The organism is Hyphococcus sp., from assembly GCF_965267305.1.
Classification (GTDB): Bacteria; Pseudomonadota; Alphaproteobacteria; order Caulobacterales; family Parvularculaceae; genus Hyphococcus.
The window spans coordinates 1,273,143-1,296,846 of sequence record NZ_OZ253945.1 but is presented as its reverse complement, the minus strand read 5'-3'; the positions used below and the strand labels follow the sequence as shown (position 1 = coordinate 1,296,846).

The following is a 23,704-nucleotide window of genomic DNA, read 5'->3' as shown; positions in this document are numbered from 1 at the left end:
GGCAACGCACGCGAAACGCATCGGAGTATTGACGACGATTATGGCTAGAGGTGACGAAACAACCGGAATCACCGCTTTTGGGATTTATGTTCCGTCAATGCGCTTGCATCGAAAAGCGATGGCGAGTGAAGTCGGATGGATTAATCCAGCCTTGAACGGATACAGGCACGGCGTCCGCGCGATCTGCGACTTTGACGAGGACGTGATTACGATGGCGGTGGAGGCTGCGCGTCATTGCAAGGACTCGGAGGCGCTCGGCGAGATATCCGCCATTGTCGCCGCTTCGACGACGTTTCCGTTTGCCGACCGGTTAAATGCTTCCGTTATCGCGGCCGCCGCCGGGTTGTCCAACTGCGTTCAGGCCGTTGATATAGCCAATACGCAGCGCGCCGGCGTGTCTGCATTTCGTGTAGCGGAACGCCTGAGTGCGGCTGACGGCGCGCCGCACCAGGTTTTGTGCGTTGCCGCAGACTGTCGCCGCGGACGGCCGGGCAGCTTGGTGGAGATGACAAGCGGTGACGCAGCGGTGTCGTTCGTATTTGGATGTGAAAACGTCATTGCACGTGTCATGGCGCATAGGGTTTCAACAGTCGACTTCGTCGATCACTATCGCCGCGCCAATGAGGCGTATGAATATGGCTGGGAGGAGCGGTGGGTTCGGGACGAAGGATACCGGAAAATCGCACCGCCGATCCTCACTTGCGCAATGGAAGCCGCCGGTGTTTCTTCTGCGGAAATCGACCATTTCATTTTTCCGTCAACAATCCGCGGCGTCGCAGGCGGACTGGCGAAAGCAGTCGATATTCGCGATGACGCGGTGCGCGACGACTTTCAGGATGTTATCGGCGAAGCTGGCGCTGCCCATTCTCTTCTAATGCTTGCCGATACGCTTTGCGCCGCTGGCCCAGGCGAAAAAATTCTTATGGCGGGCTTTGGCCAGGGCTGCGAGGCGATCGTGTTGGAAACGACGTCGCTGATCAAATCGATTGGCGATCGACAAGGTGTTCGCGCGCTGGCCGAAAGCGATCAGCACGAGTTGTCATTCATCCGGTACTTGTCCTTCAACGGACAATTGGAACCGGACTTCGGGCCGCGGGCGGAAACTGACCGAAAAACCGCGCACAGCGCCGCCTATCGTCATGCGGATAGAGTTGCGCGGCTGATCGCCGGAAAGTGCGAAAAATGTGGAACGGTTCAGTTCCCGAAAGCTAAAATTTGCGTCAATCCGAACTGTGGTCATGAAGGCAATCAATCTGACCACGCATTGGCGCAGGAGGCGGCGGTCATAAAAACTGTCACGACAGACTGGCTCGGGTTTTCGCGCAATCCGCCGAACCGATATGGCATGGTGGAATTCGCCAGCGGCGCGCGCATGATCCTAAACTTCACGAGTGCGCCGGATGAACCGCCAGTAGGCAGTGAAGTCAGTATGGTCTACCGCATCCAGGAATTCGATCCCTATCGGAAATTTCATCGCTATAGCTGGAAGGCGAAGTCCGCCGATGGGCCGCGTAATGGAGACATAAAGTGACAAGCGGAATTCGCGACAAGGTCGCCATCATTGGCATGGGGTGCAGCAAGTTTGGCGAACGCTTTGATTGCGACGCGCAAGACCTCATGCTTGAAGCCTTCATTGAGGCCAGAGCGGATGCCGGCATCGAAACCAGCGAAATTGACGCGGCCTGGCTGGGCCATGCCATGCCCGATCTCGGCATGGGGCCGACGGCGACGCCGGCATCAGTCGCCTTGCGGTTGCAGAATATTCCGGTGACAAGAGTGGAGAACGCCTGCGCCACTGGAACGGAGGCGCTACGCGGCGCTGTTTATGCGGTGGCGTCGGGCGCTGCGCGCATTGCGTTGGCAATTGGCGTTGAAAAACTGAAGGACACCGGGTTCGGCGGTTTGCCTGAGTTCGATTTTGGACCGCGCGCGAGTCTGTTTGCCCCGTCTATGAGCGCACCCGGCGGTTTTGCGCAGCTTGCCGCCGCCTATGGCGCCAAGCACAAGGTCAACGCTTCCGACCTGAAACGCGCTATGGCTCACGTTTCATGGAAAAGCCACGAGAACGGGGCCGTCAATCCGAAAGCGCATCTGCGTCGGCGTGTGGATATGGATACGATTATAAAGGCGCCGATGATCGCTGCACCGCTTGGACTTTTTGATTGCTGCGGCGTCAGTGATGGCGCGGCGTGTGCGATTGTCACCACGCCGGAAGTGGCGGCCGGTCTTGGAAAAAAACATGAATCCGTGATGGTCAAGGCGTTGCAGTTGGCCGTATCGAATGGTGTTGAAGCGTCGCACTCCTCTTGGGATGGGGCCAGCATAATTACAACGCGTAGCGCCGCCAAACGCGCGTATACCGAAGCCGGCGTTGAAAATCCGCGCAAAGCGCTCAGCCTCATCGAGGTGCATGACTGTTTCTCAATTACGGAATTGGTCACCATGGAAGACCTGTTCCTTTCCGACGAGGGATCGGCGGTCGTTGATGTGCTTGACGGCTTTTACGACCGGGAAGGGGGAGTTCCCTGCCAGGTTGACGGCGGACTAAAGTGTTTCGGTCATCCGATCGGCGCGTCGGGGCTGCGGATGGCGTATGAAGTTTATACGCAATTGCTCGGCAGGGCCGGCGAGCGGCAATTAAGCAGTCCGACGCTCGGATTGACCCATAATCTCGGCGGCTTTCCGCATGAGAACGTAAGCGGTATCGGAATTTTCGGCCTGCCCGGAGTTTGAAGCGCTTGCCGGCTAGGACAAAGTGCGAATAACCAGAATCGATACATTGCCATGAGTAATTGATTGGTCGCGTGACTTTGCAAATAGTCGGCCCCCGCTTCTTTGCATCACGCTTTAATTTCCCCCAGGAGTACGGCGAAATTCAGGGCGTGCGAGATAATCAAGCGCCGCATCGACGAATATGTCGTTCTGATCACCGGTAAGCATGTGCTGCGCGCCCTTAATCTCCGTAAAATGGATATGGGGCGCAATGTCGCGGAAATGCGCCGCAGCTTCCTGCGTGACAAGTTCGCTGTTTCCGGCGCGCATGAAGTGAACAGGAATTATCAGACTTTTTGCCGCGTCAGTCAGCTCGCGCTCAAATTCCGCTGGCTCAAGGTGAAGCGTTTCGACAAAAGCTGGGTCCCAGTGCCATCGCCACCGCCCATCTTCACCCTGACGCAAATTTTTCTGCAGACCGCTGGTCCCTCCAGAGGACCGGTTCTCGGTATTCGGCCGCGGAAAGTGTTTTGAAAGGAAAGCAGCTGCCTCGCTTACATTTTCAAATCCGTTTTTTGCGGCGCCGAGCATGAAATTCCGGATCGAACAGAACCCGTGTTCACTGATCTTTGGGGCGACATCAACCAGCGTGAGAGATGCAAACCCATCCTGACGGATTTTGCCCGCCGCCACGAGCGCGGCGACGCCGCCGAGCGATGCGCCGATAAAATGCGGCTTGACCCCGGTTCGTCTTCCCATCCAGTCGCTAAGAACGAGCGCGTCCCGGGCGTAATCAGTATAGGAATAGGTGCCTCCCGGTGCGCGGTCGCTGTCTCCATGTCCGCGCAAATCGGCGCAGAGAACAATATAACCCTCTCTGGCGAAGGCGAACGCAGCGCCAGACCATGCATGGCGGGTCTGGCCGCCGCCCGGCGAAAGTATGATTGCGCCCTTATCGGGCCTGCCGAATTGGCTGGCGACGAGCGCGCACCCGTCAAATGAGGTAATGGCGATTGTCTCCGGTTCGCCGCCTTGCTGATATGGCGTCATTGACGCCTAGTCTGCGGAATACGGAACATGCGTGCACTGCGTGCTCCTCGCGGTAATACGCTACGCGATTGCGGTTCGGGAAGCAATGCGCCTAGCATGCCGATAAGGTCTTCCTTGACGATCTGTATTGGTTCAAAATCACTCATCCCACGGAAGCTTCACGTTCTCAGAGATATATAATTTAAGATCGCGTTTTTGCAACTTGCCGGTAATTGTTCTTGGAAGCTCGTTCATGAATATAAAATGTTTTGGGCATTCCTGTTTGCTGAGATTCTCAACGCAATGGGCGTTCAGTTGCGCGATACAATCCTCATCGCTCAGCTGAACCCCGTTTCGCAACACAATGGCGGCGATGACAGCCTCGCCCCAGCGCGGATGGGGCACGCCGACGACAGACGATTCGGAAACAATCTCGTTTTCCGCGAGCACTGCCTCGACTTGCGCAGGAAATACATTTACGCCGCCTGTGTTGATGAGAAAATTTCGTCGGTCAAGAAGATAGACAAACCCATTCTTATCAATGCGACCAATGTCATTTGTCTTCAGCCAGCCATCGGCGTTCAACACACCCGCCGTTTCCTCCGGCTGATTGAGATAGCCGCTCATTATCGTATCGCCTTTGAGGTAAATAACGCCTGCCTCGCCGGCCGGAACTTCCTCGCCGTCATCATTGCATATTTTGTAGTCGATAAAGGCCGCAAAACGACCGGAAGAGCGCAAAATATGCTCCTCTCCGGCAAGGGCCCGTCGATGGTCGTCCGGCTGGAGGAAGCAGGCCCAGGCGACGCACTCTGTCATTCCGTAAAGCTGCACGAGATTCACTCCAAGCGTATCGGTTGTGCGCCTGATCAATGCAGGTGTCGTTGGAGCGGATCCATAAGCGATGGTATGCAGCGAGGGGAGGGAGAGATCGTTTTCCTTGAGATAATCGAGCACTGCCGGAATCATAGCAGGAACGAGCAGCGCGACCGTTGCTTTGTGTCTGTTGATGTCGTCAACACAATCCCCGACGTCGAATACGTCCGTAGGAATAATTGTACCTGACCCGGATGCAAGGCCGAACAGTCCGCCGACAACGGCGACCCATGCAGATTGCGCAGGCATGTAATATCGATCGTTTGCAGATATGCCATAATAGTGGGGCGCGTAGGTAATTTCAGTAAGGATCGCCTTGTGAGACAATATGACAGCCTTGGGATGCGCCGTGGCGCCGGACGTGTAAGTATGTAGGAGAGGCGCGTTCTCGTCGAAATCGGTCGCGACGAGTTCTGGCGCCTTTTCAATTAGAAGTTCGTAATCCGTGTCAAAGCCGTGACCTACACCCAGGCCGATGATATCAATCGACAATGCTTTAAATTCATCGTTGCGAGGTTCAATCAACGGCCAACACTTGTCCTGCACGACGCATACGGTAACGCTGCTGTTTTTCAGGACATGAAGCATTTCACGCGAACTATATCGCCAGTTTACGCCCACTCGGACCGCGCCGATGATCATGCAGGCAAAGAAATGTTCATAAATCTCGATGCATTCCTTGGCCAGAATGGCTACCCGGTCTCCCGGACGGACGCCGCGCGCCTGAAGGGCGCCGGCGAGGGCGAGAGACCGGCGATAAATTTCTGACCAAGTAATTGTCCGCTCGCCCTGGTGAAAGGCGATCTTGTCCGGGTAATGTTCCGCGCAGCGACGTAGATTATCTCGAAGCATTCGCATTTCCGTTGTTGGATGGCGGCCGCCGCCCGGCGTCGATGCATGAGCGGCGTGCATGAAAATCAGCCTAGAAAATAGGCGGGACTAATCTAGAAAGAGACCAATAATTCGCCGCCGACTACGCGCCCCTTGTTCAAACCGGCATAGGTGCCTTGCTGGCCCGGCGGAAATCCGAGAGGATTTTCCGACCCTTCCGTCACATCATTCAGAAGGTTTTTGCCGTAGACAGAGAAACGAATATTCTCATTTACAGGCGAAAAGCTCACGGAAGCGCTTAATATGTCGCCCGGGCTCAAGACGCCTACATTGTTATCTGAATAATATGACCTGTCACGGTGGCTGAAATTCACACGCGCCGTCGCATGGCCGATATTGTTCACCGGAAGGTCTAGAATGGCTCCGACCCCATATGTCCATTTCGGGGCGCGGGGGAGTTCGAGATTTAGATCCACGTCGTCGACGACGCCGTCCTGAGTGATGTCGAAGAGCACGTTGGTGTATTCTGCATCCGTGTGGCCGGCGAATCCGGTCAGGACGAAATTGTCAGTCACGAAGATCTGCCCGTCCAATTCGAAACCGCGAATGCGCGCGTCGGCAGTGTTTTCAATGATCTGGATCAGGCCGCTGACAGGATCCGGAAAAATTACTTCGCGCTGCATGTCAGAGACGTTGTTCCAGTACAGCGCCGCGTTAACGGTCGCGCGACCGGAAAGCGTTTGGGCCTTCAGGCCGAACTCGAATGCGTCGATTGTTTCCTGATCGAACGGACCGGGCAGGGCGACCGGCGAGGTGTTGCGCAAGTTATAGCCGCCGGATCGATTGCCGCGAGACCAGTGGAAATAGGCTTGTGCATCGTCACGAAAATCCCACTGGAAACCAATTTTAGGGCTCAGCGCAGAGAAATCCTTCTCGGGATCAAAATTTGGATCGGCGTTGACGTTGAATACGCAATCGTTATCGGGGAGGTTACATGCGCCCGGTGGGATGTCGAAGTCATTTGGCGACGGCGGCCCCGGTACGATCGTGGCAATATTGACGCTCTTTTCTTCATAAGAATATCGAAGCCCCAAGAGAAGAGACAAGGTAGGGGTCAAAGCAATATCAACATGGCTAAATACGCCATAAGTTTGATGATCTTGGATGCCCCCACCGTAAAACGAAAGCGGTCCCGGAACCGTTCCCAAGGCTTGTCCTGGCGCTAGTATCGGGTCCTGAAAAAGAAACCGTACTTCTTCGTAAAGTACGTCCTGACTAAAATAGTAAAGCCCAAGTGTCAGTTCGACGATGTCGCTGAATGTTCCAGCGTATCGGAGTTCGTTACTGATCTGGTCTTGCTCGGTGTATTCGCCAAATTTGAAATAATCGACTGCGGTGCTGTCCGGGTCGAATATCGAGCGAGAGTTGAATTTGCGCCACCCGAAAATATTGGTGATCGTACCCTCGCCAAATGCGACATCGAGGTTGGCTTCCGCCGTCACCATATCCCATTCCTGATTCAGGAAGCCCGGATTGCCGATTTCAAGATCAAAAGTATCGCGATCGTAAAGCGCGCGATTTTGGCCGACGCCATGGCCGTCTTCAGTTTCGCCATGTTCATAGCGGACGTAAAGATCAAAAGATTCGCCGAGAGTCAGCTCGATTGAAGGCCGAATGGAAAATGATTGGCCCGGATTAAACTTCTCCCCGGTAGCCAGATTGGTGAACCAGCCCTGATCATCATTGAACATGCCGGAAATTTTAGCATTCAAGACGCCTGGGATAAGTGGAGCGGAGACGGCTGCCTGGTAGACTTGGTTCAACCCCGACTCCCATTGGCCTTTCGCCTTGAATTCAAATTCGTCTGAAGGACGCTTCGATTTAATCAACACCGCGCCACCCGTGACGTTGCGGCCGAACAGCACGCCCTGAGGTCCGCGGAGGATTTCGATGCCTTCGAGGTCGAAAGTATCGAACGTCGCGCCTGTCGTAATGCCGAGATAAACGCCATCGACAAATACGCCGACAGCAGGATCGATTGAAGGAATCGAGCTGTTCACGCCTAGGCCGCGAATGGAGAAATTCAAGGCGCCGCCGACCGAATTGATGTTCTCCAATGTCACATTCGGCTGGCTGAAGCTGAGATCTGATATGTCCTTGACCAATAAAGCGTCCAGCTGCGCCTCGCCATAGGCTGTCACGGCCAGCGGCACTTCTTGCACGTCTTCGGCTTCTGATTTTTTTGTCGCTGTAACGACGATCGAGTCACGAAGCGCATCTGTCGCCTGCGCCAGTGCAGGCGTTAGGCTATTGGCCGCATTGCATGCGAAAATTGAACCGGCCAGAATCATTCTCAAGCGTCGTTGACGCCGAATGAACGCAATAGAGGCATACCGATCCGTCATATTTCCCTCCCAAGAAATATTAGGGTAATACGCGTCTGGTTATTAATTGCGCGCTGATGTTAATTTTGGTACGAACTAAAAATAATTCGCAATGCGCCGGCTGAGATAACTGATATATGGAAGAGGAATATCTCGCGACGCTCAAATGGCCCGCGGCTTTGAGCGTGACCTAGCCGGGTTCGAGCCTAATGTTCGGGACTGCGCAATAAATAGCGGTGTGGGCAGCGCTTTAAATGAGAATTCCGAACACGAAAAACGAACAATCTGAATCGATGTTTCGAGCTAAATCATTGACTGGCCGCAAAACTTTAAAAAATCCGGCACACAAGGCCTGCGATGCGAGCTAAACTGACGCGCCGCCGTCGATGACGATATTTTGGCCCGTCAAGAAGGTGGAGCCTGGGCCGGCCAGAAATACCGCCATCGGCGCAATGTCCTCGGGCAAACCTAGGCGTCCGACAAAGGTTTCACGTTCAAAAGCGGTCTTCAGTTTCGAGTTGGCGATCGTCGATTTTGAAAAATCGGTTTCGATCACGCCGGGCGAAATTGCATTGACTCTGATATTGCTCGGGCCCAGTTCACGAGCGTAATTGCGCGCCAGTTGGAGCATCGCCGCCTTCGAGACGGAATAAGCGCCGATATGATCATAAGCGCGAAGCCCGCCAATCGATGCGATATAAATGATCGAGCCGCCGCCGATATTCTGCATATGCGGGACCGACGAACGGGTGAGCCAGTGGGCTGAAAGAATGTTATTTTTCAGCACAGCTTCGAAGTCCGGATCGGGAGCGTCGCGCATAGGTCCGAAATAGGGTGAGGAAGCCGCATTACAGACGACACAATCAAGCCGTCCGAAGGTTTCGTTAGCCGCCTCTACAAGGCCTTCCAGCGCCTGCCTGTCGGCAATATCGGCTGCGAAAGGAAAGGCAACGGTGCGGCCTTCCGCCTCGTTTATCCGATCGGCGGCGGTTTCACAAGCCTCGCTTCGCCTGGAAGAAATCACGACATTATAGCCGGCGTTCGCCAATTCAGTCGCAATCGCATTGCCGATCCCGCGCGTGGAACCGGTAACGATTGCCGCCCGGCCGGTCTTCTCGATAGGAGTCGTCATTTAGGTTCTTTTCTCCCTTTCGCCGCTGGCCTTTTTTATGGCGGCGGGTCGCTTCTGGTTTTTCTTGGCGCCACCCATAAATTTCTCGACGCTGCCGTCCCAGTGGATGTTCTGAACGACTGAAAAAATCTGTTCTCGCAGCCACCGATGAGCCGGATCCTTGTGAAACCGTTCATGCCAGAGCATTTTCACGTCGATCGACGGCAATCTTACGGGATGTTCGTAGCCGCATAAATCGGGCGGCCCGTCCTTCAGGGCGAGACCGAACGCTCGCGGCACGGTGGCTAACAAATCCGTGCCTGAAACGATATGAGGGATCGACATGAAATTCGGAACCCGCACCTTTATCCTGCGATCGATGCCGAGCGCGTCGAAATTCTGTTCGAGCAGGTAAAAGTGCCCGGTGCCGCGCGCTTCCGCGACAACGTGACCTGCGGCCTTGAACGCCGCTATCGAGATGCCCTTCGCCACCTCCGGATGGCTTTTCCGTGCTAGGCAGATGTAATCGGTCGAAAAAAGTTTGCGCTGAAAAAATCCGACATCCAGATAGGGCATGTATGCGATTGCGAGCTCGGCAAGCCCGCTCTTAAGGGCGTCCGGCGTTTCATGGGTCGGTAGATTGATCGCCCGAAAAGATATTGTGGGACTGAAGCGTGAGAAGGCGCGGATTATTGACGGCAGAATAGTCGTCTCTCCAATGTCCGTCATGATAATTGTGAATGTGCGGCTGTCGGCGTGAGGATCAAATTCCCGGACATCCTTCAGCCCTCGCCCGATCGTATCAAGCGCGTCGCGAATGTAGGGGTATAGATTCTCCGAAAAGGGCGTCGGCGCAACGCCATGACTCTCTCGAACGAAAAGAGGATCGTTCAGGGCTTCGCGAAGCTTGCTAATCTGCCCGCTCGTCGACGGCTGAGTCATCCCCAGATCTTCGGCCGCCCGTGATACGCTCCCCAGCCGCATAACGGCGTCGAACACGCGCAGGAGGTTCAGGTCCAGCCCCCTGATATTCGTTTTGCTGATATCATCTATTCGCATCAGACTTCTTTACTTTCATGGGCCTGGAAATAGTTTCGTGAAGATGGATATGCAGCGCCCGTTGAAGTTAAATGCCGTCATTCAAATGAAGTTCTCGGCACCAGAAAGTAGAGACAGATTGAAATATGCGCAAGCATATTGTGTATGTGCATCAATTCAATAATCGCTCCAGCCACGCGAATGGCGTTGAAAGGATAGAAAGGAAGTCGCATGAGTGTTCAAAACGCGATTGACTATTCGACGATTGTGAAAGACGGCATCATCAACAGCCGCGTTTATAAGGACGAAAAGATTTTCGAAGACGAAATCAGGAAAATCTTTCATAACGGCTGGAGCTTCGTCGCCCATGACTCGGAAATTCCGAATCCAGGCGATTATGTCCGTCGCAGCATTGGTAGAGAGCCATATCTCGTCATCCGCAATCGCGACGGCGAAGTTAATGTCATTTCGAACAAATGCACGCACCGCGGCACGCTTCTATGTCAAGAAGAAAGGGGTAATGTGCGCGGTGCGATCACTTGCTGGTATCACGGCTGGGTGTTTGGTTTGAATGGCGACCTTAAGTCGGTTCCTTACGGTGCGGGCTCCAAAGACCTCGATCACAAGTGCCTGCCAAAGGCGACCGTTGGTGTTTACAAGGGGTTTGTCTTCGCAACATTGAACCCGAATCCCGTCGATTTTATGGATTACCTCGGCGAAGGCGCGAGTCTGATAGATCGCGCGGTGGAAAGTTCGCCTGTCGGGAAAATCCGATTGAACGCAGGCTGGGCAAAATTTCTGTACAAGACAAACTGGAAACTTCAGTGTGAGAACAATATCGACGGGTATCATGTGAACTATGTTCACGCTTCGCTCGCACGTTCCATCGAGTCACGTTACAATGAAGCTGTTCTCGCTGGTGAGGACGAATTAAAGACGACCGCGGTCGATTGGGGGAACGGGCATTCAGAGCTGTTTCTCGCTGCCGGGTTCTCAAGCGATCTGGAGTGGCTCGGTTACAGCGATAAAAAACCGATGAAGCCCTTCGCCAAGGCGTATTGCGACCAGCTTCGTGAAGCTTACGGCGACAATCGGGCATCGCGAATCATCCATGATGGACCGCCGCATGCCCTGATCTTTCCAAACCTGTTTCTGGCCGAGACCAATATCGTTTATTACGAGGTCGATCAGGTCGGCGTAACGGTGCAGCGCCACACGCCAATGCTGCTCGAAGGTGTTTCTGACGAAATGAACACGCGCATTATTCGCCTCTGTGAGGCGGCTCTTGGACCGTCATCCTTCTTTCTTCCTGATGATGGCGTGATCACCGAGCGTCAGGATTTGGCCTTCGATGGGGGTCCCATGGAGATTGACCTTCGAAGGGGCATGGGTCGGGAAGACAGAAACGGTATGGGTGTGATGGAGTCGCATGTGACCGATGAAGTGACGAATCGCGCGTTCTGGAGTCGCTACAAAGAAGTGATGGTCGCTTGACCAGGTAGCGGTGCGGCGGAAAGCGCCGTCATGATGACGGCTTAGCTACGAGGATTAATTATGGTTTCTGATGAAGAATACAGAAGCATCTGCAACCTGTTGTACAAAGAGGCGCGTTTCGCGGACAATGCTCAGTACGATGATTGGGAAAGCCTGTTGACTGATGACATGGAGTATTGGGTTCCAATCAATCGGGAGGATCCAAATCCGGCAACTCAGCTCTCTCTCCTTTATGACAACCGTTCGCGCGTTTCCACGAGAATCCGAATGTTAAAGACAGGCGTTCGCCATGCGCAAGTGCCGCCGTCACCAATGACACGACTGATTTCCAATATTGAAGTCGAATCTCTCAACGAGTCTGAATATAAGGTTTGCTCTGCTTTCATGCTCGGCGAATTACAGATTCAATCGACCAAGGACCTGCATTGGTGGATCGGGCGGACGGAGCATATTTTCCGGCGCGTCGATGAAACCTTGAGAATCGCACGCAAGCGCGTCGACCTTATTAACTCCCAAGAGGCTGTGCCTTCCCTTGCTTTTCTGATCTAACCGGCGATGTTTCGGTTTAGAGTGTTTCAGCGGGGAATCGGGCAACTGGAGTGATATGACGTCAAAGCGAGTCGATAAGCCAATTGCAAAAATCTGCGGCCTGGGTTTTGCCGAACTATCGCGCGAATATTTGAAGTCGCAAAAAGCGTTAGCTTGCGACGCTATCATCGCAGCTGTTGCTGACGCCGGCCTTCAGAAAAGCGATGTAGATGGCGTAGTAATCAATCGCAGCGATACGAACCCATCCGATGACTTGCCGTTACGGCTTTTCGATGATCTTGGCTTTCGCGACCTGACATTTGGCAATGTCTTGGCTTCGCAGGCTGCATGCGGCGTGCAGATGATTCAATATGCAGCGATGGCGGTTGCGAATGGAATGGCGGAAAATGTTGTCTGTGTCTTTGCCGATACGCCAATCCTGCCAAAGCGGAGAGGCGGTGATGCCTACGCAATCGATTTAGCGCTGACGAATATTCCTGGCTGGGAGCGGCAATACGGACTTTACGGCGCAGTGGGTGCCTATGGTTTTGCGATGCGCCGCTATATGGAACTGTTTGGTGTCGGCGCGGAGACATTCGGTGAAGTGGCGCTGGCGGCGCGTCAATGGGCGCGACGCAGTCCGCTCGCGTTTCAGACTAAACCGATGTCAATGGACGATTATCTGAATTCAAAGCTGATCGCCGATCCGCTGCGCATGTTCGATTGTGCGTTCCCAGTCAACGGCGCCGGCGCCGTAATTGTTTCCGCTCCGGAAGGCGGTGGCGGCGAACGAAATGGCGCCGCGTTTATCTGGGGCATGGGCCAGGGGCACCGCGGCTATCTCGCCTATTCCGATTACGAAAACGAGACTGACACTCCGGCCAGGGTCGCGGGAAAGAAAGCCTATCGAATGGCCGGAATATCTGCGCGTGATATTGATCACGCGCAGATCTATGATGCTTTTACGGTTACAACGCTCCTCGGTCTTGAAGGATATGGGTTTTGCGAGCGCGGCGAGGGCAAGGATTTTGTTGCGGACGGCGCCTTGGCGCCCGGCGGGCGATTTCCAGTTAATACCGGCGGCGGCCAGCTTTCCGGTTATTATCTTCAGGGGATGACACAGGTTTCAGAAGGTTATCTTCAGGCCGCGAATCGCGCCGGTGATCGGCAAATCGGAAATAATGGATGGTCCTTGGTCACTGCGCAAGGCGGGCGAATGGATTATCATGCATGCCTAGTTCTTAGTCCGGAGAAAGTCCGTTGACGGAAGAAAGATTTTTTCGCGATGAGCAAAATATCGCCTTCTGGGAGGGGGTAGCCCGAAACGAGTTGCGGCTGAAAAAATGCAGCGTATGCGGCGTCGTCCTTGCCCCGGGCGCAACTTTCTGTTCAGAGTGTTGGTCCAGTGAATTGACGGAAATGAAGGCGTCTGGATACGGAAAAGTTCATAGTTTTGTCGTTTATCACCGGGCATTCAGCGAAAATGAAACGCCGCCATATGGCGTTGCGCTGATTGCGCTCGAAGAGGGGCCGAGGATCGTTTCCGCCGTTACTGGTGGCGTAACGGCGCATGTCGGCGATGACGTCGAAGCCGTATGGTCTGTCGCGCCGACTGAGGGCCCGACGCTCAGCTTTTCCGTCGTCAATGAAGCAGGCTGGAAGAGGGAGGATTAAAATGGCCGTAACCGGTGTATTAAGACCAGGATTCATTCAGATTCGCGTCATGGACCTCGGCGAGGGAATTGTTCATTACCGGGATAATCTGGGATTGGACCTGGTAAGCCAGGATGGCGAGGTCGCCTTTTTGAAGGCGTATGATGAATTTGACCGACATTCCGTCGTGCTAAGGCAAGCGGATGAAGCAGGTCTGGATGTATTAGGGTTCAAGGTCCTCACCGAGGAGGCGCTCACCGTTTTTGCAAAACGTCTAAAAGGCATTGGCGTCGAGACGGCTATCGTTCCGGCTGGTGCTTATCCGGGTGTCGGTAGGCGCGTTCGCTTTTCGATTCCAACGGGGCATACGATTGAACTTTATTCAGAGATGGAGCTTTCTGGCAATGGGCCTCAGACAAAAAATCCCGACATCTGGCGACACGAACCGCGGGGTATGCGCATTTCAAGATTCGACCACTGCGCGGTTCTGGGTGTGGATATCGCAGCTTCGGCTGAGATTTTCGAAAAGGCGCTTGATTTTGTCGTAACCGAGCGCGCGACTGATCCAGAGGGAAACGCTATCGCTATATTTCTCACCTGCTCAAACAAAGCGCATGATATTGCGTTCCTAACAGGCCCCGCCGACGCGAAGTTACATCATGCTTCTTTCCTTGTGGAATCGTGGAACGATGTGGGCCATGCATGCGATCTGATCGCCCAGCGAAATATATCGCTTGATATTGGGCCGACCCGTCATGGTATAACCCGCGGCCAAACAGTTTATTTTTTTGATCCATCCGGGAATCGGAACGAGTGTTTTGCGGGAGGTTATCAACACTATCCGGATAATCCGGTTCGGGAGTGGACGGTGGACCAAATGGGGAAGGCTATTTTCTATTACGAAAAAGAAGTTCATGATCGATTCACTTCAGTGATGACGTGAATGCAGTGAAATTGCATGGCTGGCGTCCCGCGCGAAGAGTGCCGCAATCCGAATGCATTTTTCCAAATAACAGGTAATCATGTTGTGGAATCGAAGAGCAGCGCGACGTTTCAGATTCGAGTGATGGGCGCAGAGCCTGTCGGCTGTTCGGTCGGCGCTGATGTGCTTTCGGCTCTAGAGTATGCTGGCGTAACGCACATTCCCGTCGGCTGCCGAAGGGGTGGATGCGGTGTCTGTCGGGTCAGAATTCTCAATGGTGAGGTCGTGCGAAAAAAGATGAGTCGGGCGAAAGTGTCCGTCGCCGACGAAGAGAAAAACTATGCGCTCGCCTGCTGCATTTTCCCACGCTCCGATCTGACAATCACTCCGGCGCCGCTCGACAAGAATGCCTGAATAAATCAAAAAGCCAATAGCACAATCCACAAAAGCGCCAAAACCGACTTCGACCGTGAAAAATAGGGGAGTCTCTTCGGTAATGCGGCTTGAGCGAAAGGAAAAGAATGAAAAATGTGTTGCGTCTATGCGCCGAGTCGGAAGTCATCGAGGGGGTGCCTGTCTCTGTTGAAATCGAAGGCATTCCGCCCCTCGCGGTCTATCGCGTTGATGACGAAATCTACGTTACTAACCGTACTTGTACGCACGGAGATGCAGATCTCACTGAAGGGTTTCAAGAAGGTGACCTGATCGAATGCCCGTTCCATGGCGGATCGTTTTCAATCAAAACTGGAGGGGTTGTGAATTTGCCGTGCTCAGTTCCATTGAAAACCTATTCAGCGCAAGTTGTCGATGGGTTTGTGTGCATCGAGAAGCCTGAGTGACATCCATAACGTAGGACAGAGTTAGCCGCCTTCAAGGAAGCAAGATGGACAGAACATGTTGTTCATCAACGGCGATCAGGTTTATGATGGCTTTTCTTATCTTGCGAAATGTTCAAGAAATCTTGGCGCGCTCGTCATCAACGAGTTCCTGGGAGCGTTTACGCTTTCATATTGCGGGATAGTGTGGCCGCAGATGGCATAAAGCTTGACCGGACACATTTTCGGTAGCTGAGCACCATACATAGTATGAATTTTAAAATGGGTTTTTCTGTTTATCTGCGCACATGGAGGCAATCCGCGTGGAGCTTAACGAATCGAAGGACAATGAATATATACTTGGTATCAACCAATAACGTTGAGGGCTCATTGCATTTCGTTGAGGCAAGCGCGAGTTCTATTGCCTGCGGCTTGAGATATAGTGGCGGGACAATGAAAAGTTGTGATAACAATCTAAGGCGGCTTGCCAGAAGGAATTACGAAAGCTTCGATAAATGGCGAATATGACAAGACCCGCGGGAATAAAAACTCTTCTCGTCGCCAACCGAAGTGAGATCGCGATTCGCGTGATGCGCGGGGCGGCGGAGCTTGGGATCAAGACCGTTGCGATTTACGCCGAGGAAGACAAGCTCGCGCTGCACCGTTTCAAGGCGGATGAGAGCTATCAGGTCGGGGCCGGGCTGGGACCGGTCAAAGCCTATCTCGACATCGAAGACATTGTGCGCATCGCCCGCAAATGCGGCGCCGACGCGATCCATCCCGGTTACGGGTTTCTGTCGGAAAACCCCGATTTCGCCGAACGCTGCGCCGAAGAGGGGATTGTCTTTATCGGCCCGTCGCCGTCGATCATGCGCGCACTTGGCGACAAGGTGTCGGCTCGCGCCATCGCCGAGAAAGCCGGTGTGCCTGTAGTGCCGGCGACCGGTGTTTTGCCGGATGACGAAACGGCAATCAAAAAAGCCGCTGCTGGCGTCGGCTATCCCCTGATGCTTAAGGCGAGCTGGGGCGGCGGCGGCCGCGGCATGCGCGTTATTGAGGACGAGTCGGAGCTTCTCGCCGCCGTCGATACGGGCCGGCGCGAAGCCTTGTCGGCCTTCGGCAAGGGCGACGTCTATCTTGAAAAGCTCGTGCGTCAGGCGCGGCATGTGGAAGTGCAGCTGATCGGCGATTCCCACGGGAATCTTTTACATCTTTTTGAACGGGACTGTTCGGTGCAGCGACGTCATCAGAAGGTTGTGGAGCGCGCGCCCGCGCCTTATCTCGATGACGCACAGCGTCAGTCGCTTTGCGCGCTGGCGTTAAAGCTCGGCCGCGAGGTTAGCTATAACAACGCCGGGACTGTTGAGTTCCTGATGGACGCGGAGACGAGCGCCTTTTACTTTATCGAGGTCAATCCGCGCATTCAGGTTGAGCATACGGTGACCGAAGAGGTCACCGGCGTCGACATTGTCAAAGCGCAGATTCGCATCGCCGAGGGCCAGGCGATCGGTTCGCCGGAAAGCGGCATCCCGACGCAAGAAGATATCCATCTCAACGGTCATGCGCTGCAATGCCGGGTGACGACGGAAAACCCGGAAGAAAACTTCATTCCGGATTATGGGCGTATCGTCGCCTATCGCGGGGCCACGGGCTTTGGCATCCGGCTCGATGGCGGCACAGCCTATGCGGGCGCGCAGGTGACGCGGTTTTACGACTCGCTGCTAGAAAAAGTGACTGCCTGGGCACCGACGCCGGACGAAGCGATCAATCGCATGTCGCGGGCCCTAAACGAGTTCCGTATTCGCGGCGTCGCGACCAATCTCGTGTTCCTCGCGAATCTCGTCAATCATCCGAAGTTCCGCTCGAACGATTACACGACGCGCTTCATTGATGAGACGCCGGAGCTGTTCGCATTCCCGAAGCGCAAAGACCGTGCGACGAAGCTTTTGCGCTTCCTCGCAGACGTAAATGTCAATGGCAATCCGGAAGTGAAGGGCAGGGCGGAGCCGGCGCGCCATGTCGACCCGCAATTGCCGGACGTTGCGGGAAGCCCTGTTCCGCCTGGATTGCGAGACAAGTTGAAAGAGCTTGGCCCCACCGCCTTCGGCCAATGGGTGCGGGACCAAAAACAGGTCTTCGTCACCGACACGACTATGCGCGACGCGCATCAGTCGCTGCTGGCGACACGCATGCGCACCTATGACATGGTTCAGGCCGCGCCTCATTACGCGCGGCGTTTGCCCAATCTCTTTTCGCTGGAATGCTGGGGCGGGGCGACGTTCGATGTCGCAATGCGCTTTTTGAAAGAAGATCCGTGGCGGCGGCTGGAGCTTCTTCGCGAAGCCGCGCCGAATATCCCCTTGCAAATGCTCCTGCGCGCTTCCAATGCGGTCGGCTACACCAACTATCCGGATAATGTCGTCCAGTATTTTGTGGAGCGCGCCGCCGATACGGGCATCGATATCTTCCGCGTGTTCGATTCGCTCAACTGGGCGGAGAACATGTATGTCGCCATGGACGCGGTGCAAAAAACCGGCGCCGTATGCGAAGCCGCTATTTGCTATTCCGGCGATCTGACGAGTGAACACGAAAAGAAATTCACGCTCGACTATTATCTGAAGCTCGCCAAGGACCTTGAAACGCATGGCGCGCACATGCTGGCGATCAAGGATATGGCGGGCGTCGCCAAACCGCGTGCGGCGAAGCTGCTTGTGGCGGCGCTCAAGGAAGAAACAAAGCTGCCTGTTCACTTCCACACCCATGACACCAGCGGCGCCTCATCTGCGTCGGTGCTGGCGGCGGTCGATGCGGGCGTTGATGTGGTCGACGCGGCGCTCGATTCCATGAGCGGACTGACGGCGCAACCGCCGCTGGGATCTATCGTGGCGGCGCTTCAGGGGGATGTGCGCGATCCCGGTCTCGATGACGGAGCAATCCGCGAGTTGAGTTTTTATTGGGAGGCGGTGCGCGATCTTTACGCCGCTTTTGAAAGCGATGTGCGCTCCGGCGCGTCGGAGGTTTATCTCCATGCGATGCCGGGCGGGCAGTTCACAAACTTACGCGAACAGGCGCGTTCTCTTGGCATCGAGGGCGAACGCTGGCATGAGGTGGCGCAGGCCTATGCTGACGTCAACGAGATGTTCGGCAACATCGTCAAGGTGACGCCAAGCTCGAAAGTTGTCGGCGACATGGCGCTCTCCATGGTGTCGGCGGGGCTGACGCGCGCGGATGTCGAAAATCCGAAAAAGGATATTTCCTTTCCGGAATCGGTCGTGTCATTCTTCCATGGCGATCTCGGCCAACCCCATGGCGGCTTCCCCAAAGCGCTGCAACAGAAAATCCTGAAAGGCGCGACGCCGATCACCGACCGGCCGGGCAAACATATGGCGCCGGTTGATCTGGAGGCGAAGCGCACTGAGACCGCAGAGGCGACAGGCGCCGGGGTTAGCGATAATGATCTCGCTTCGGCCTTGTTATATCCGAAAGTGTTTGCAGAGTTCGCCAAATTCCGCGGCGACTATGGCGATATGAGCGTGTTGCCGACGGACGAGTTTTTCTATGGCTTGCCGCCGGAGAAAGAAATTTCCGTCGAAATTGAACACGGAAAAACCCTGATCATTCAATGCCAGTCGGTCTCGGATGCCGACGAGGAAGGGCTGGCGCGGGTGTTCTTCTCCCTGAACGGTCAGCCGCGCACCATCAAAATCCGCGACGCCGCGCGCGAGGATAAAAGCGTTCACCGCGAAAAGGCGAAAGCCGGTGATGTGAAGGCTGTCGGCGCGCCCATGCCGGGCGCCGTCAGCGAGATTCGTGTCGCGCCCGGCGACAAGGTGAAGGCGGGCGATGCGCTGGTCATCCTTGAAGCCATGAAAATGGAAGTGAAAGTCGCCGCAGAAACCGACGGCGTCGTCAAACGCATCGCCATTGAGACGGGCGACCAGATCGATGCCAAAGATCTACTTGTAGAATTAGAATAAAGCTGTAGGTGTCCGGTGAAGACTGCGGAATTTTCCGTTGTCTGAGTGGTCATACCATACCTGTTCTTTTATCACCCAGCAATATGCTATTGTGCGTTGATAGATCGGCGACCGGCTCTAAGTTTCTTGTCCTTCTCATCGAGCTGCTTCAAGCGGTGTATCTCCGAAGCTTGCACCAACGAAAAATCCTTCTTCCCGCGGCAAATGTGGGATTGGCAATCCCTATCTTTCCACAGAAATCCACGACTGGCGTGCCCGTTTTGCCTAACATTGCGCAAATGCAAACTGCTCGTTCGAATATTGTTGCTTTGGCGTCCAATCCTTTGCGCCAAGTTAGCATTATGTTCAAAAAAAAGCGCTCAGTCGTGAGTGAAGTTCCTCGAGAGAGCCATATCGCCTAGTATACCGTTTTCAAACGCTAAGTGGTCTAAACACCACCTGATTCGTGCGGAGGCGATCCCGCGCGTGACGGATTGCTAAACGTGCCACGAGCCGTCACCGGGGCAAGCGCCTGTGCGCCCGCGTGGGAGCGTTTTCATTAATTGGCTGCCCGTCCCCGCGACTTTCGAGGTCAGCCGCAGTAGCCTCGTTTTCCGAGACGTCGTGCCATAGAATAACATTGTTTTGTGCAACATATGTTTTCCAAGCGTCAATCATTTGCGATAATTCCTCCGGTCGAACCTCAGACAGATCGAAAGCTTCGTTCGGATCCGCTTTGAGGTTGTACAACCGCCATCCGTCCGATTGATCATAGGGATCCCATAGAAGTTTCCAGTTTCCGCGGCGAAGCGCCCGCCAACCCATAAGCTCCCAGCCTATGGCGCGATCCGCATCACCCGCTTTTTCTTCCGAAGCGGGTGATTCATCAGCTAGAAGATCAGCGAAGGATCGTCCAGCGAGCGCAGCGATGCTTCGTCCGGCGAATTCCGGCGCCGGGTGAGCGATCTTTGAAAGTTCGAGAACTGTCGGGGCAATATCGAGAACTGAGCTGGGACGTCGCTCAAGCCACGCTTGGCGTGGCGCCCCCGCGTAGGAGAGGATCGCCGGCACCCGAACACCGCCTTCTCGAGTTTCCCCTTTTACCCCCGAAAACGGCGTGCCGCTGACCCATGCCCAGCCAGGCGTGTTCCAAACATAGGATTGCGCCGAACCGATGGCGTCAAAGCTCTGGTCGCAACATCCATCGATGGATGAAAAGAGTTCAGGCCAGTAGGTTTCGAACATTCCGGCTTCGGGCCCGTTGTCCGACAGAATGATGATGACCGTGTTATCGTATTCGCCGATTTTCTTCAGGTGGCCCACAATGCGTCCGATATAGCGATCAATGTCGGCGATCATCGCGGCATAGACTTCCATCAGCCGCGCCTGGCGTTTTTGCTCATCGGGAGAAAGCGAATCCCATGAGGGGATAGACGCCGGCCTCGGTGACGCCTCATGCATGACGTCAATCAATCCCAAGCGGCGCATTTGTTTTACGCGCTGCGCCCTAATTTCATCATACCCGGCATCATATTTTCCTTTAAACCTTGCGATTGACGATTTTGGCGCCTGGAGCGGCCAATGCGGCGCGGTGTAGGCGAGATAAGCGAAGAAAGGCTTTTTGTCGCCGACATTTTCGTCAATGTACTCGATAAGTTTTTCTGTGTAGAAGCGAGTTGAATAAAAGTCGGTCGGCAATTCTACCGGGTTTCCATCCTCAAGATAGGTAGAACTTTTGCGCGGATCGTAAAGGGACTGGTTTCCAAGATGGCCCGCGCCGCCCGGCAGCAGCGTAAATGAACGCTTGAACCCGCGCGCCTTCGGACCGTACTCAGCGTCGAAGCCAAGATGCCATTTGCCCGCCATGTAGGTGTGATAGCCGTTGGCGCTCAGGATCTCCGATATGCTCGCCACGCTACTGTTCAAGTACCCTTCAAATCCCGGTAGCCCCAGGCGCGTATCTTGGTCGATCACCATCATGGACGCCATATTGCCGAGTCCGGCAACATGATTGTCGGCGCCGGACAACAACATGGCGCGCGTCGGCGAGCAGGACGGCGAGGCATAAAAATCGGTGAAAAGAATTCCGTCCCGCGCCAGGGCGGCGATATTGGGCGTCTCTATCTCTCCGCCGTAGGGCGCCAGGTCTGAATAGCCGAGGTCATCTGCGAGAATGATCAAGAAATTCGGGGGTCCGGGCCTGGTCACGTGTTTTGGGTCGCGGTCGCACCCGGACAGGGTTGCGGCGAACAAGAGTGCCAATATCCAAAACAGCAGGGACGAAGCGCTTCCCTCTTGCCTATTATCAGTCGCGGAGGCTCCGGTCCGCCCCATCATGGAACGGTCGTATCCAAAGAGGCGTCAAGATACCGTCGGTCAATATAAATCAAAGGAGTCGGTCGGTCATTGGCGCGCACTCCCTGAACCTCGCCAAAAACGACAAAATGCGTGCCGTATTCCAGTGTTCTCGCAACGCGGCAAAAGATGGTGGCCTGCGAGTTCTGGAGATAAGGTGTATCGAGGTGATCGCTCGTCCAATCTTGATCTGCGAACCGATCATCGCCTGACCTTCGCCCGCTACAATCCTCCGAAATCTGCTGCTGGGATCTGTCGAGCACATTGATCGCAAATCGACTCTCATCGATAAGCGGCGCGGCGATTGAAGCCGACTTGTTTATGCAGACCAGCATGGTGGGCGGTTCGAGGCAAACCTCCGAGACTGCGGTGGCGGTCATTGCAAAACGCTCTCCTGAATGCGCGCAAGAAATGACCGTCACGCTTTTTGCGAAGCTGCGCAAGGCTGTTTTCAGATCGTCCATGCAAATCAGTTCGACTTGATGCGGTCGAAGATCAGGTTGTTGCGCGGCGCGGGGCCCGGATATTTCCGTGAGGCGGTCCTTTCGTTGCCAGGCGGCGGGCGCCCTGGCATGGGCAGTGTGCGGCGCACAAAAATTCGCGAAAGCCATGCGCGCGTTTGCAGCGCCCAATTCCGTCCGGCCGCCCGAACTCTCAGATATTTCGCAACTGAACATTCGCATTTCCTTCTTTTGCCGCACCGAACCGCCATAAATCTTCCCGCGGCGCCAATTGACAAAGGGCTACCAAATGGTCAGACTGACCAAATGGTAGAAATCAGATAGCGCGAAAAACCACCATTGGCAAGGTACAGGGCGAGCATGGGATACACAGAGTTAAAAGCCGCGGCGAAAAAGTTGCAGCCTTTGATCGAAGCGGAGGCTGACGAAGCCGAACGCCTCACGCACTTGACGGATGCCACCGTAAAGGCGCTGCAGGATGCCGGTTTGTATACGATGCTCTTGCCAAAGGATCTCGGCGGCGCGCAAATAACCTTCTCCGATGCGATCCGCGTTGTTGAGGATGTCGCTTACGCCGATGCATCAGCGGGCTGGTGCACAATGGTCGCCGGCGTCGCTGGCAGTACGGTTGGCGCCTACATACCCGATGGCGGGGCGGAAAAGATTTACGGAAAGGGTCCGAATCGAATAGTCGCGGGACAGGGCGTGCCCCGCGGCCTCGCCCGTCGTGCTGACGGCGGCTTCGTCATTGAAGGAAATTGGAGCTATGGCAGCGGCATCTATCATGCGGAGATAGTGCATTCCGGCTGCACTGTCATGAAAAACGGTGAGCCGGAACGATACGATGACGGCACGCCGGTTGTCATTCTCGCTCATTTCGACCGAGAGCATATGGAGCTCGGGCACAATTGGGACGTTCTGGGTCTGCGAGGCACTGGAAGCTACGACTATACGGCGAAGGATCTCTTCGTGCCGGACGACATGTGCTACGAGTACGCGGCGACGGATCCGGTTCGCGGCGGTAACCAGTATTCTCTCGGGTTGATCGGGTTCACCTCCTTCGGACATACAGCCTGGGCCATCGGCGTCGGTCGGCGAACTCTGGATGAGCTTGCCGAAGTCGCGCGCACCAAAGCTAATCCTTTCGGCGTCATCGGCGATTCGGCGAGTTTCAAGGAGAAATACGCGCATGCCGAGGCGAAATACCGGGCTGCAAGGGCGTTCTGCTATGAGGCATGGGACGATTTGAGTGAGGTATTGCTGAAAGACCGTCCCGCATCGCTTGAACAAATTGCTCTTATCCGTCTTGCGATGCGCCATATTCACGACGTGATCTCTGAAAACGCCGTATTCGCTCACATCAACGGTGGCGGCGTCAGCTTACGCAAAAGCCGGTTGCAGCGCTGTTTCAGAGACATTCACGCCGGCACGCAGCACATTTTGCTGTCCGACCAGATCGTCCAGGCCTGCGGACAGGTGCTTGAGGGGCGCGTCAATCAGGACGCGAAATGGAATATCTTCGGCGTACTTGATTGACGC

Annotated in this window: 18 protein-coding genes and 1 pseudogene; 12 read left to right on the top strand and 7 right to left on the bottom strand. The window is 54.9% G+C overall.

Features of this window, described 5'->3' with window-relative positions; translation table 11 throughout:
• Nucleotides 1-28 precede the first annotated feature (28 nt).
• Both ACQY5P_RS06150 and ACQY5P_RS06145 read left to right on the top strand, forming a co-directional pair.
• Complete coding sequence (locus ACQY5P_RS06150) at nt 29-1,531, top strand: zinc ribbon domain-containing protein (RefSeq protein WP_133162371.1); 1,503 nt, start codon at nt 29-31, stop codon at nt 1,529-1,531.
• On the top strand, nt 1,528-2,733 hold the full coding sequence (locus ACQY5P_RS06145) for an acetyl-CoA acetyltransferase (RefSeq protein ID WP_104831490.1): 1,206 nt from the start codon (nt 1,528-1,530) through the stop codon (nt 2,731-2,733). Before ACQY5P_RS06150 ends, ACQY5P_RS06145 begins: the two co-directional genes overlap by 4 nt.
• Before the next feature lie 114 nt (nt 2,734-2,847).
• Here the strand turns inward: ACQY5P_RS06145 and ACQY5P_RS06140 are convergent, their stop codons facing one another.
• The 5 genes from ACQY5P_RS06140 to ACQY5P_RS06120 form a co-directional block, all read right to left on the bottom strand.
• Entirely contained in the window at nt 2,848-3,762 is a 915-nt protein-coding gene (locus ACQY5P_RS06140; RefSeq protein ID WP_104831489.1) for an alpha/beta hydrolase, read from the bottom strand.
• A 138-nt stretch (nt 3,763-3,900) separates the two neighbouring features.
• Nucleotides 3,901-5,529: a class I adenylate-forming enzyme family protein gene (locus ACQY5P_RS06135; RefSeq protein ID WP_104831488.1), complete on the bottom strand. Its 1,629-nt coding sequence runs from the start codon at nt 5,527-5,529 to the stop codon at nt 3,901-3,903.
• Nucleotides 5,530-5,561: 32 nt separating this feature from the next.
• Nucleotides 5,562-7,853: a TonB-dependent receptor gene (locus tag ACQY5P_RS06130; protein WP_104831487.1), complete on the bottom strand. Its 2,292-nt coding sequence runs from the start codon at nt 7,851-7,853 to the stop codon at nt 5,562-5,564.
• A gap of 343 nt (nt 7,854-8,196) precedes the next feature.
• Nucleotides 8,197-8,964, bottom strand: coding sequence for an SDR family NAD(P)-dependent oxidoreductase (locus tag ACQY5P_RS06125; protein ID WP_104831486.1), 768 nt, complete (start codon nt 8,962-8,964; stop codon nt 8,197-8,199).
• Entirely contained in the window at nt 8,965-10,002 is a 1,038-nt protein-coding gene (locus tag ACQY5P_RS06120) for a LysR family transcriptional regulator (protein ID WP_104831485.1), read from the bottom strand.
• Nucleotides 10,003-10,212: 210 nt separating this feature from the next.
• On the opposite strand from ACQY5P_RS06120, the gene ACQY5P_RS06115 reads away from it, so the two are divergent.
• The 9 genes and pseudogenes from ACQY5P_RS06115 (at nt 10,213) to pyc (ending at nt 19,370) form a co-directional block, all read left to right on the top strand.
• The gene (locus tag ACQY5P_RS06115) at nt 10,213-11,475 is read left to right on the top strand and encodes an aromatic ring-hydroxylating oxygenase subunit alpha (protein WP_104831484.1); all 1,263 of its coding nucleotides are present in this window, start codon (nt 10,213-10,215) and stop codon (nt 11,473-11,475) included.
• Between the two features lie 60 nt (nt 11,476-11,535).
• Complete coding sequence (locus ACQY5P_RS06110; protein ID WP_104831483.1) at nt 11,536-12,024, top strand: aromatic-ring-hydroxylating dioxygenase subunit beta; 489 nt, start codon at nt 11,536-11,538, stop codon at nt 12,022-12,024.
• A gap of 55 nt (nt 12,025-12,079) precedes the next feature.
• Nucleotides 12,080-13,267 carry a thiolase family protein gene (locus tag ACQY5P_RS06105; protein ID WP_104831482.1) on the top strand — a complete coding sequence of 396 codons (1,188 nt, stop codon included), beginning with the start codon at nt 12,080-12,082 and terminating at the stop codon, nt 13,265-13,267.
• Nucleotides 13,264-13,404: pseudogene (locus tag ACQY5P_RS06100) on the top strand (hypothetical protein); the annotation flags it as partial. The gene ACQY5P_RS06105 and the pseudogene ACQY5P_RS06100, both read left to right, overlap by 4 nt.
• Nucleotides 13,405-13,422: 18 nt before the next feature.
• Nucleotides 13,423-13,677 (top strand): Zn-ribbon domain-containing OB-fold protein, encoded by a 255-nt coding sequence (locus ACQY5P_RS06095; RefSeq protein ID WP_243396462.1) that lies wholly within the window; start codon nt 13,423-13,425, stop codon nt 13,675-13,677.
• 1 nt (nt 13,678) lies between these two features.
• The gene (locus ACQY5P_RS06090) at nt 13,679-14,599 is read left to right on the top strand and encodes a catechol 2,3-dioxygenase (protein ID WP_104831480.1); all 921 of its coding nucleotides are present in this window, start codon (nt 13,679-13,681) and stop codon (nt 14,597-14,599) included.
• 15 nt (nt 14,600-14,614) lie between these two features.
• Nucleotides 14,615-14,992, top strand: coding sequence for a 2Fe-2S iron-sulfur cluster-binding protein (locus ACQY5P_RS06085; protein WP_207764903.1), 378 nt, complete (start codon nt 14,615-14,617; stop codon nt 14,990-14,992).
• 107 nt (nt 14,993-15,099) lie between these two features.
• On the top strand, nt 15,100-15,417 hold the full coding sequence (locus ACQY5P_RS06080; RefSeq protein WP_104831479.1) for a non-heme iron oxygenase ferredoxin subunit: 318 nt from the start codon (nt 15,100-15,102) through the stop codon (nt 15,415-15,417).
• Nucleotides 15,418-15,908: 491 nt separating this feature from the next.
• On the top strand, nt 15,909-19,370 hold the full coding sequence (gene pyc, locus ACQY5P_RS06075; protein ID WP_104831478.1) for a pyruvate carboxylase: 3,462 nt from the start codon (nt 15,909-15,911) through the stop codon (nt 19,368-19,370).
• Nucleotides 19,371-19,865: 495 nt separating this feature from the next.
• On the opposite strand, the gene ACQY5P_RS06070 is transcribed toward pyc, so the two are convergent.
• A complete protein-coding gene (locus ACQY5P_RS06070) occupies nt 19,866-21,530 on the bottom strand; it encodes an arylsulfatase (RefSeq protein WP_165793809.1) in 1,665 nt (554 codons plus the stop codon).
• Nucleotides 21,531-21,682: 152 nt separating this feature from the next.
• Complete coding sequence (locus tag ACQY5P_RS06065) at nt 21,683-22,381, bottom strand: flavin reductase family protein (RefSeq protein WP_165793808.1); 699 nt, start codon at nt 22,379-22,381, stop codon at nt 21,683-21,685.
• A gap of 144 nt (nt 22,382-22,525) precedes the next feature.
• Between ACQY5P_RS06065 and ACQY5P_RS06060 the strand changes: the two genes are divergently transcribed.
• The gene (locus ACQY5P_RS06060) at nt 22,526-23,701 is read left to right on the top strand and encodes an acyl-CoA dehydrogenase family protein (RefSeq protein WP_104831475.1); all 1,176 of its coding nucleotides are present in this window, start codon (nt 22,526-22,528) and stop codon (nt 23,699-23,701) included.
• Nucleotides 23,702-23,704: the final 3 nt, after the last annotated feature.

What these genes read in the sequence shown, in the direction of transcription:
- ACQY5P_RS06140 (WP_104831489.1), bottom strand. Translation starts at nt 3,762, where the DNA reads ATGACGCCATATCAGCAAGGCGGCGAACCGGAGACAATCGCCATTACC.
- ACQY5P_RS06135 (WP_104831488.1), bottom strand. Translation starts at nt 5,529, where the DNA reads ATGCACGCCGCTCATGCATCGACGCCGGGCGGCGGCCGCCATCCAACA.
- ACQY5P_RS06130 (WP_104831487.1), bottom strand. Translation starts at nt 7,853, where the DNA reads ATGACGGATCGGTATGCCTCTATTGCGTTCATTCGGCGTCAACGACGC.
- ACQY5P_RS06125 (WP_104831486.1), bottom strand. Translation starts at nt 8,964, where the DNA reads ATGACGACTCCTATCGAGAAGACCGGCCGGGCGGCAATCGTTACCGGT.
- ACQY5P_RS06120 (WP_104831485.1), bottom strand. Translation starts at nt 10,002, where the DNA reads ATGCGAATAGATGATATCAGCAAAACGAATATCAGGGGGCTGGACCTG.
- ACQY5P_RS06115 (WP_104831484.1), top strand. Translation starts at nt 10,213, where the DNA reads ATGAGTGTTCAAAACGCGATTGACTATTCGACGATTGTGAAAGACGGC.
- ACQY5P_RS06110 (WP_104831483.1), top strand. Translation starts at nt 11,536, where the DNA reads ATGGTTTCTGATGAAGAATACAGAAGCATCTGCAACCTGTTGTACAAA.
- ACQY5P_RS06105 (WP_104831482.1), top strand. Translation starts at nt 12,080, where the DNA reads ATGACGTCAAAGCGAGTCGATAAGCCAATTGCAAAAATCTGCGGCCTG.
- ACQY5P_RS06095 (WP_243396462.1), top strand. Translation starts at nt 13,423, where the DNA reads ATGAAGGCGTCTGGATACGGAAAAGTTCATAGTTTTGTCGTTTATCAC.
- ACQY5P_RS06090 (WP_104831480.1), top strand. Translation starts at nt 13,679, where the DNA reads ATGGCCGTAACCGGTGTATTAAGACCAGGATTCATTCAGATTCGCGTC.
- ACQY5P_RS06085 (WP_207764903.1), top strand. Translation starts at nt 14,615, where the DNA reads ATGGCTGGCGTCCCGCGCGAAGAGTGCCGCAATCCGAATGCATTTTTC.
- ACQY5P_RS06080 (WP_104831479.1), top strand. Translation starts at nt 15,100, where the DNA reads ATGAAAAATGTGTTGCGTCTATGCGCCGAGTCGGAAGTCATCGAGGGG.
- pyc (WP_104831478.1), top strand. Translation starts at nt 15,909, where the DNA reads ATGGCGAATATGACAAGACCCGCGGGAATAAAAACTCTTCTCGTCGCC.
- ACQY5P_RS06065 (WP_165793808.1), bottom strand. Translation starts at nt 22,381, where the DNA reads ATGTTCAGTTGCGAAATATCTGAGAGTTCGGGCGGCCGGACGGAATTG.
- ACQY5P_RS06060 (WP_104831475.1), top strand. Translation starts at nt 22,526, where the DNA reads ATGGGATACACAGAGTTAAAAGCCGCGGCGAAAAAGTTGCAGCCTTTG.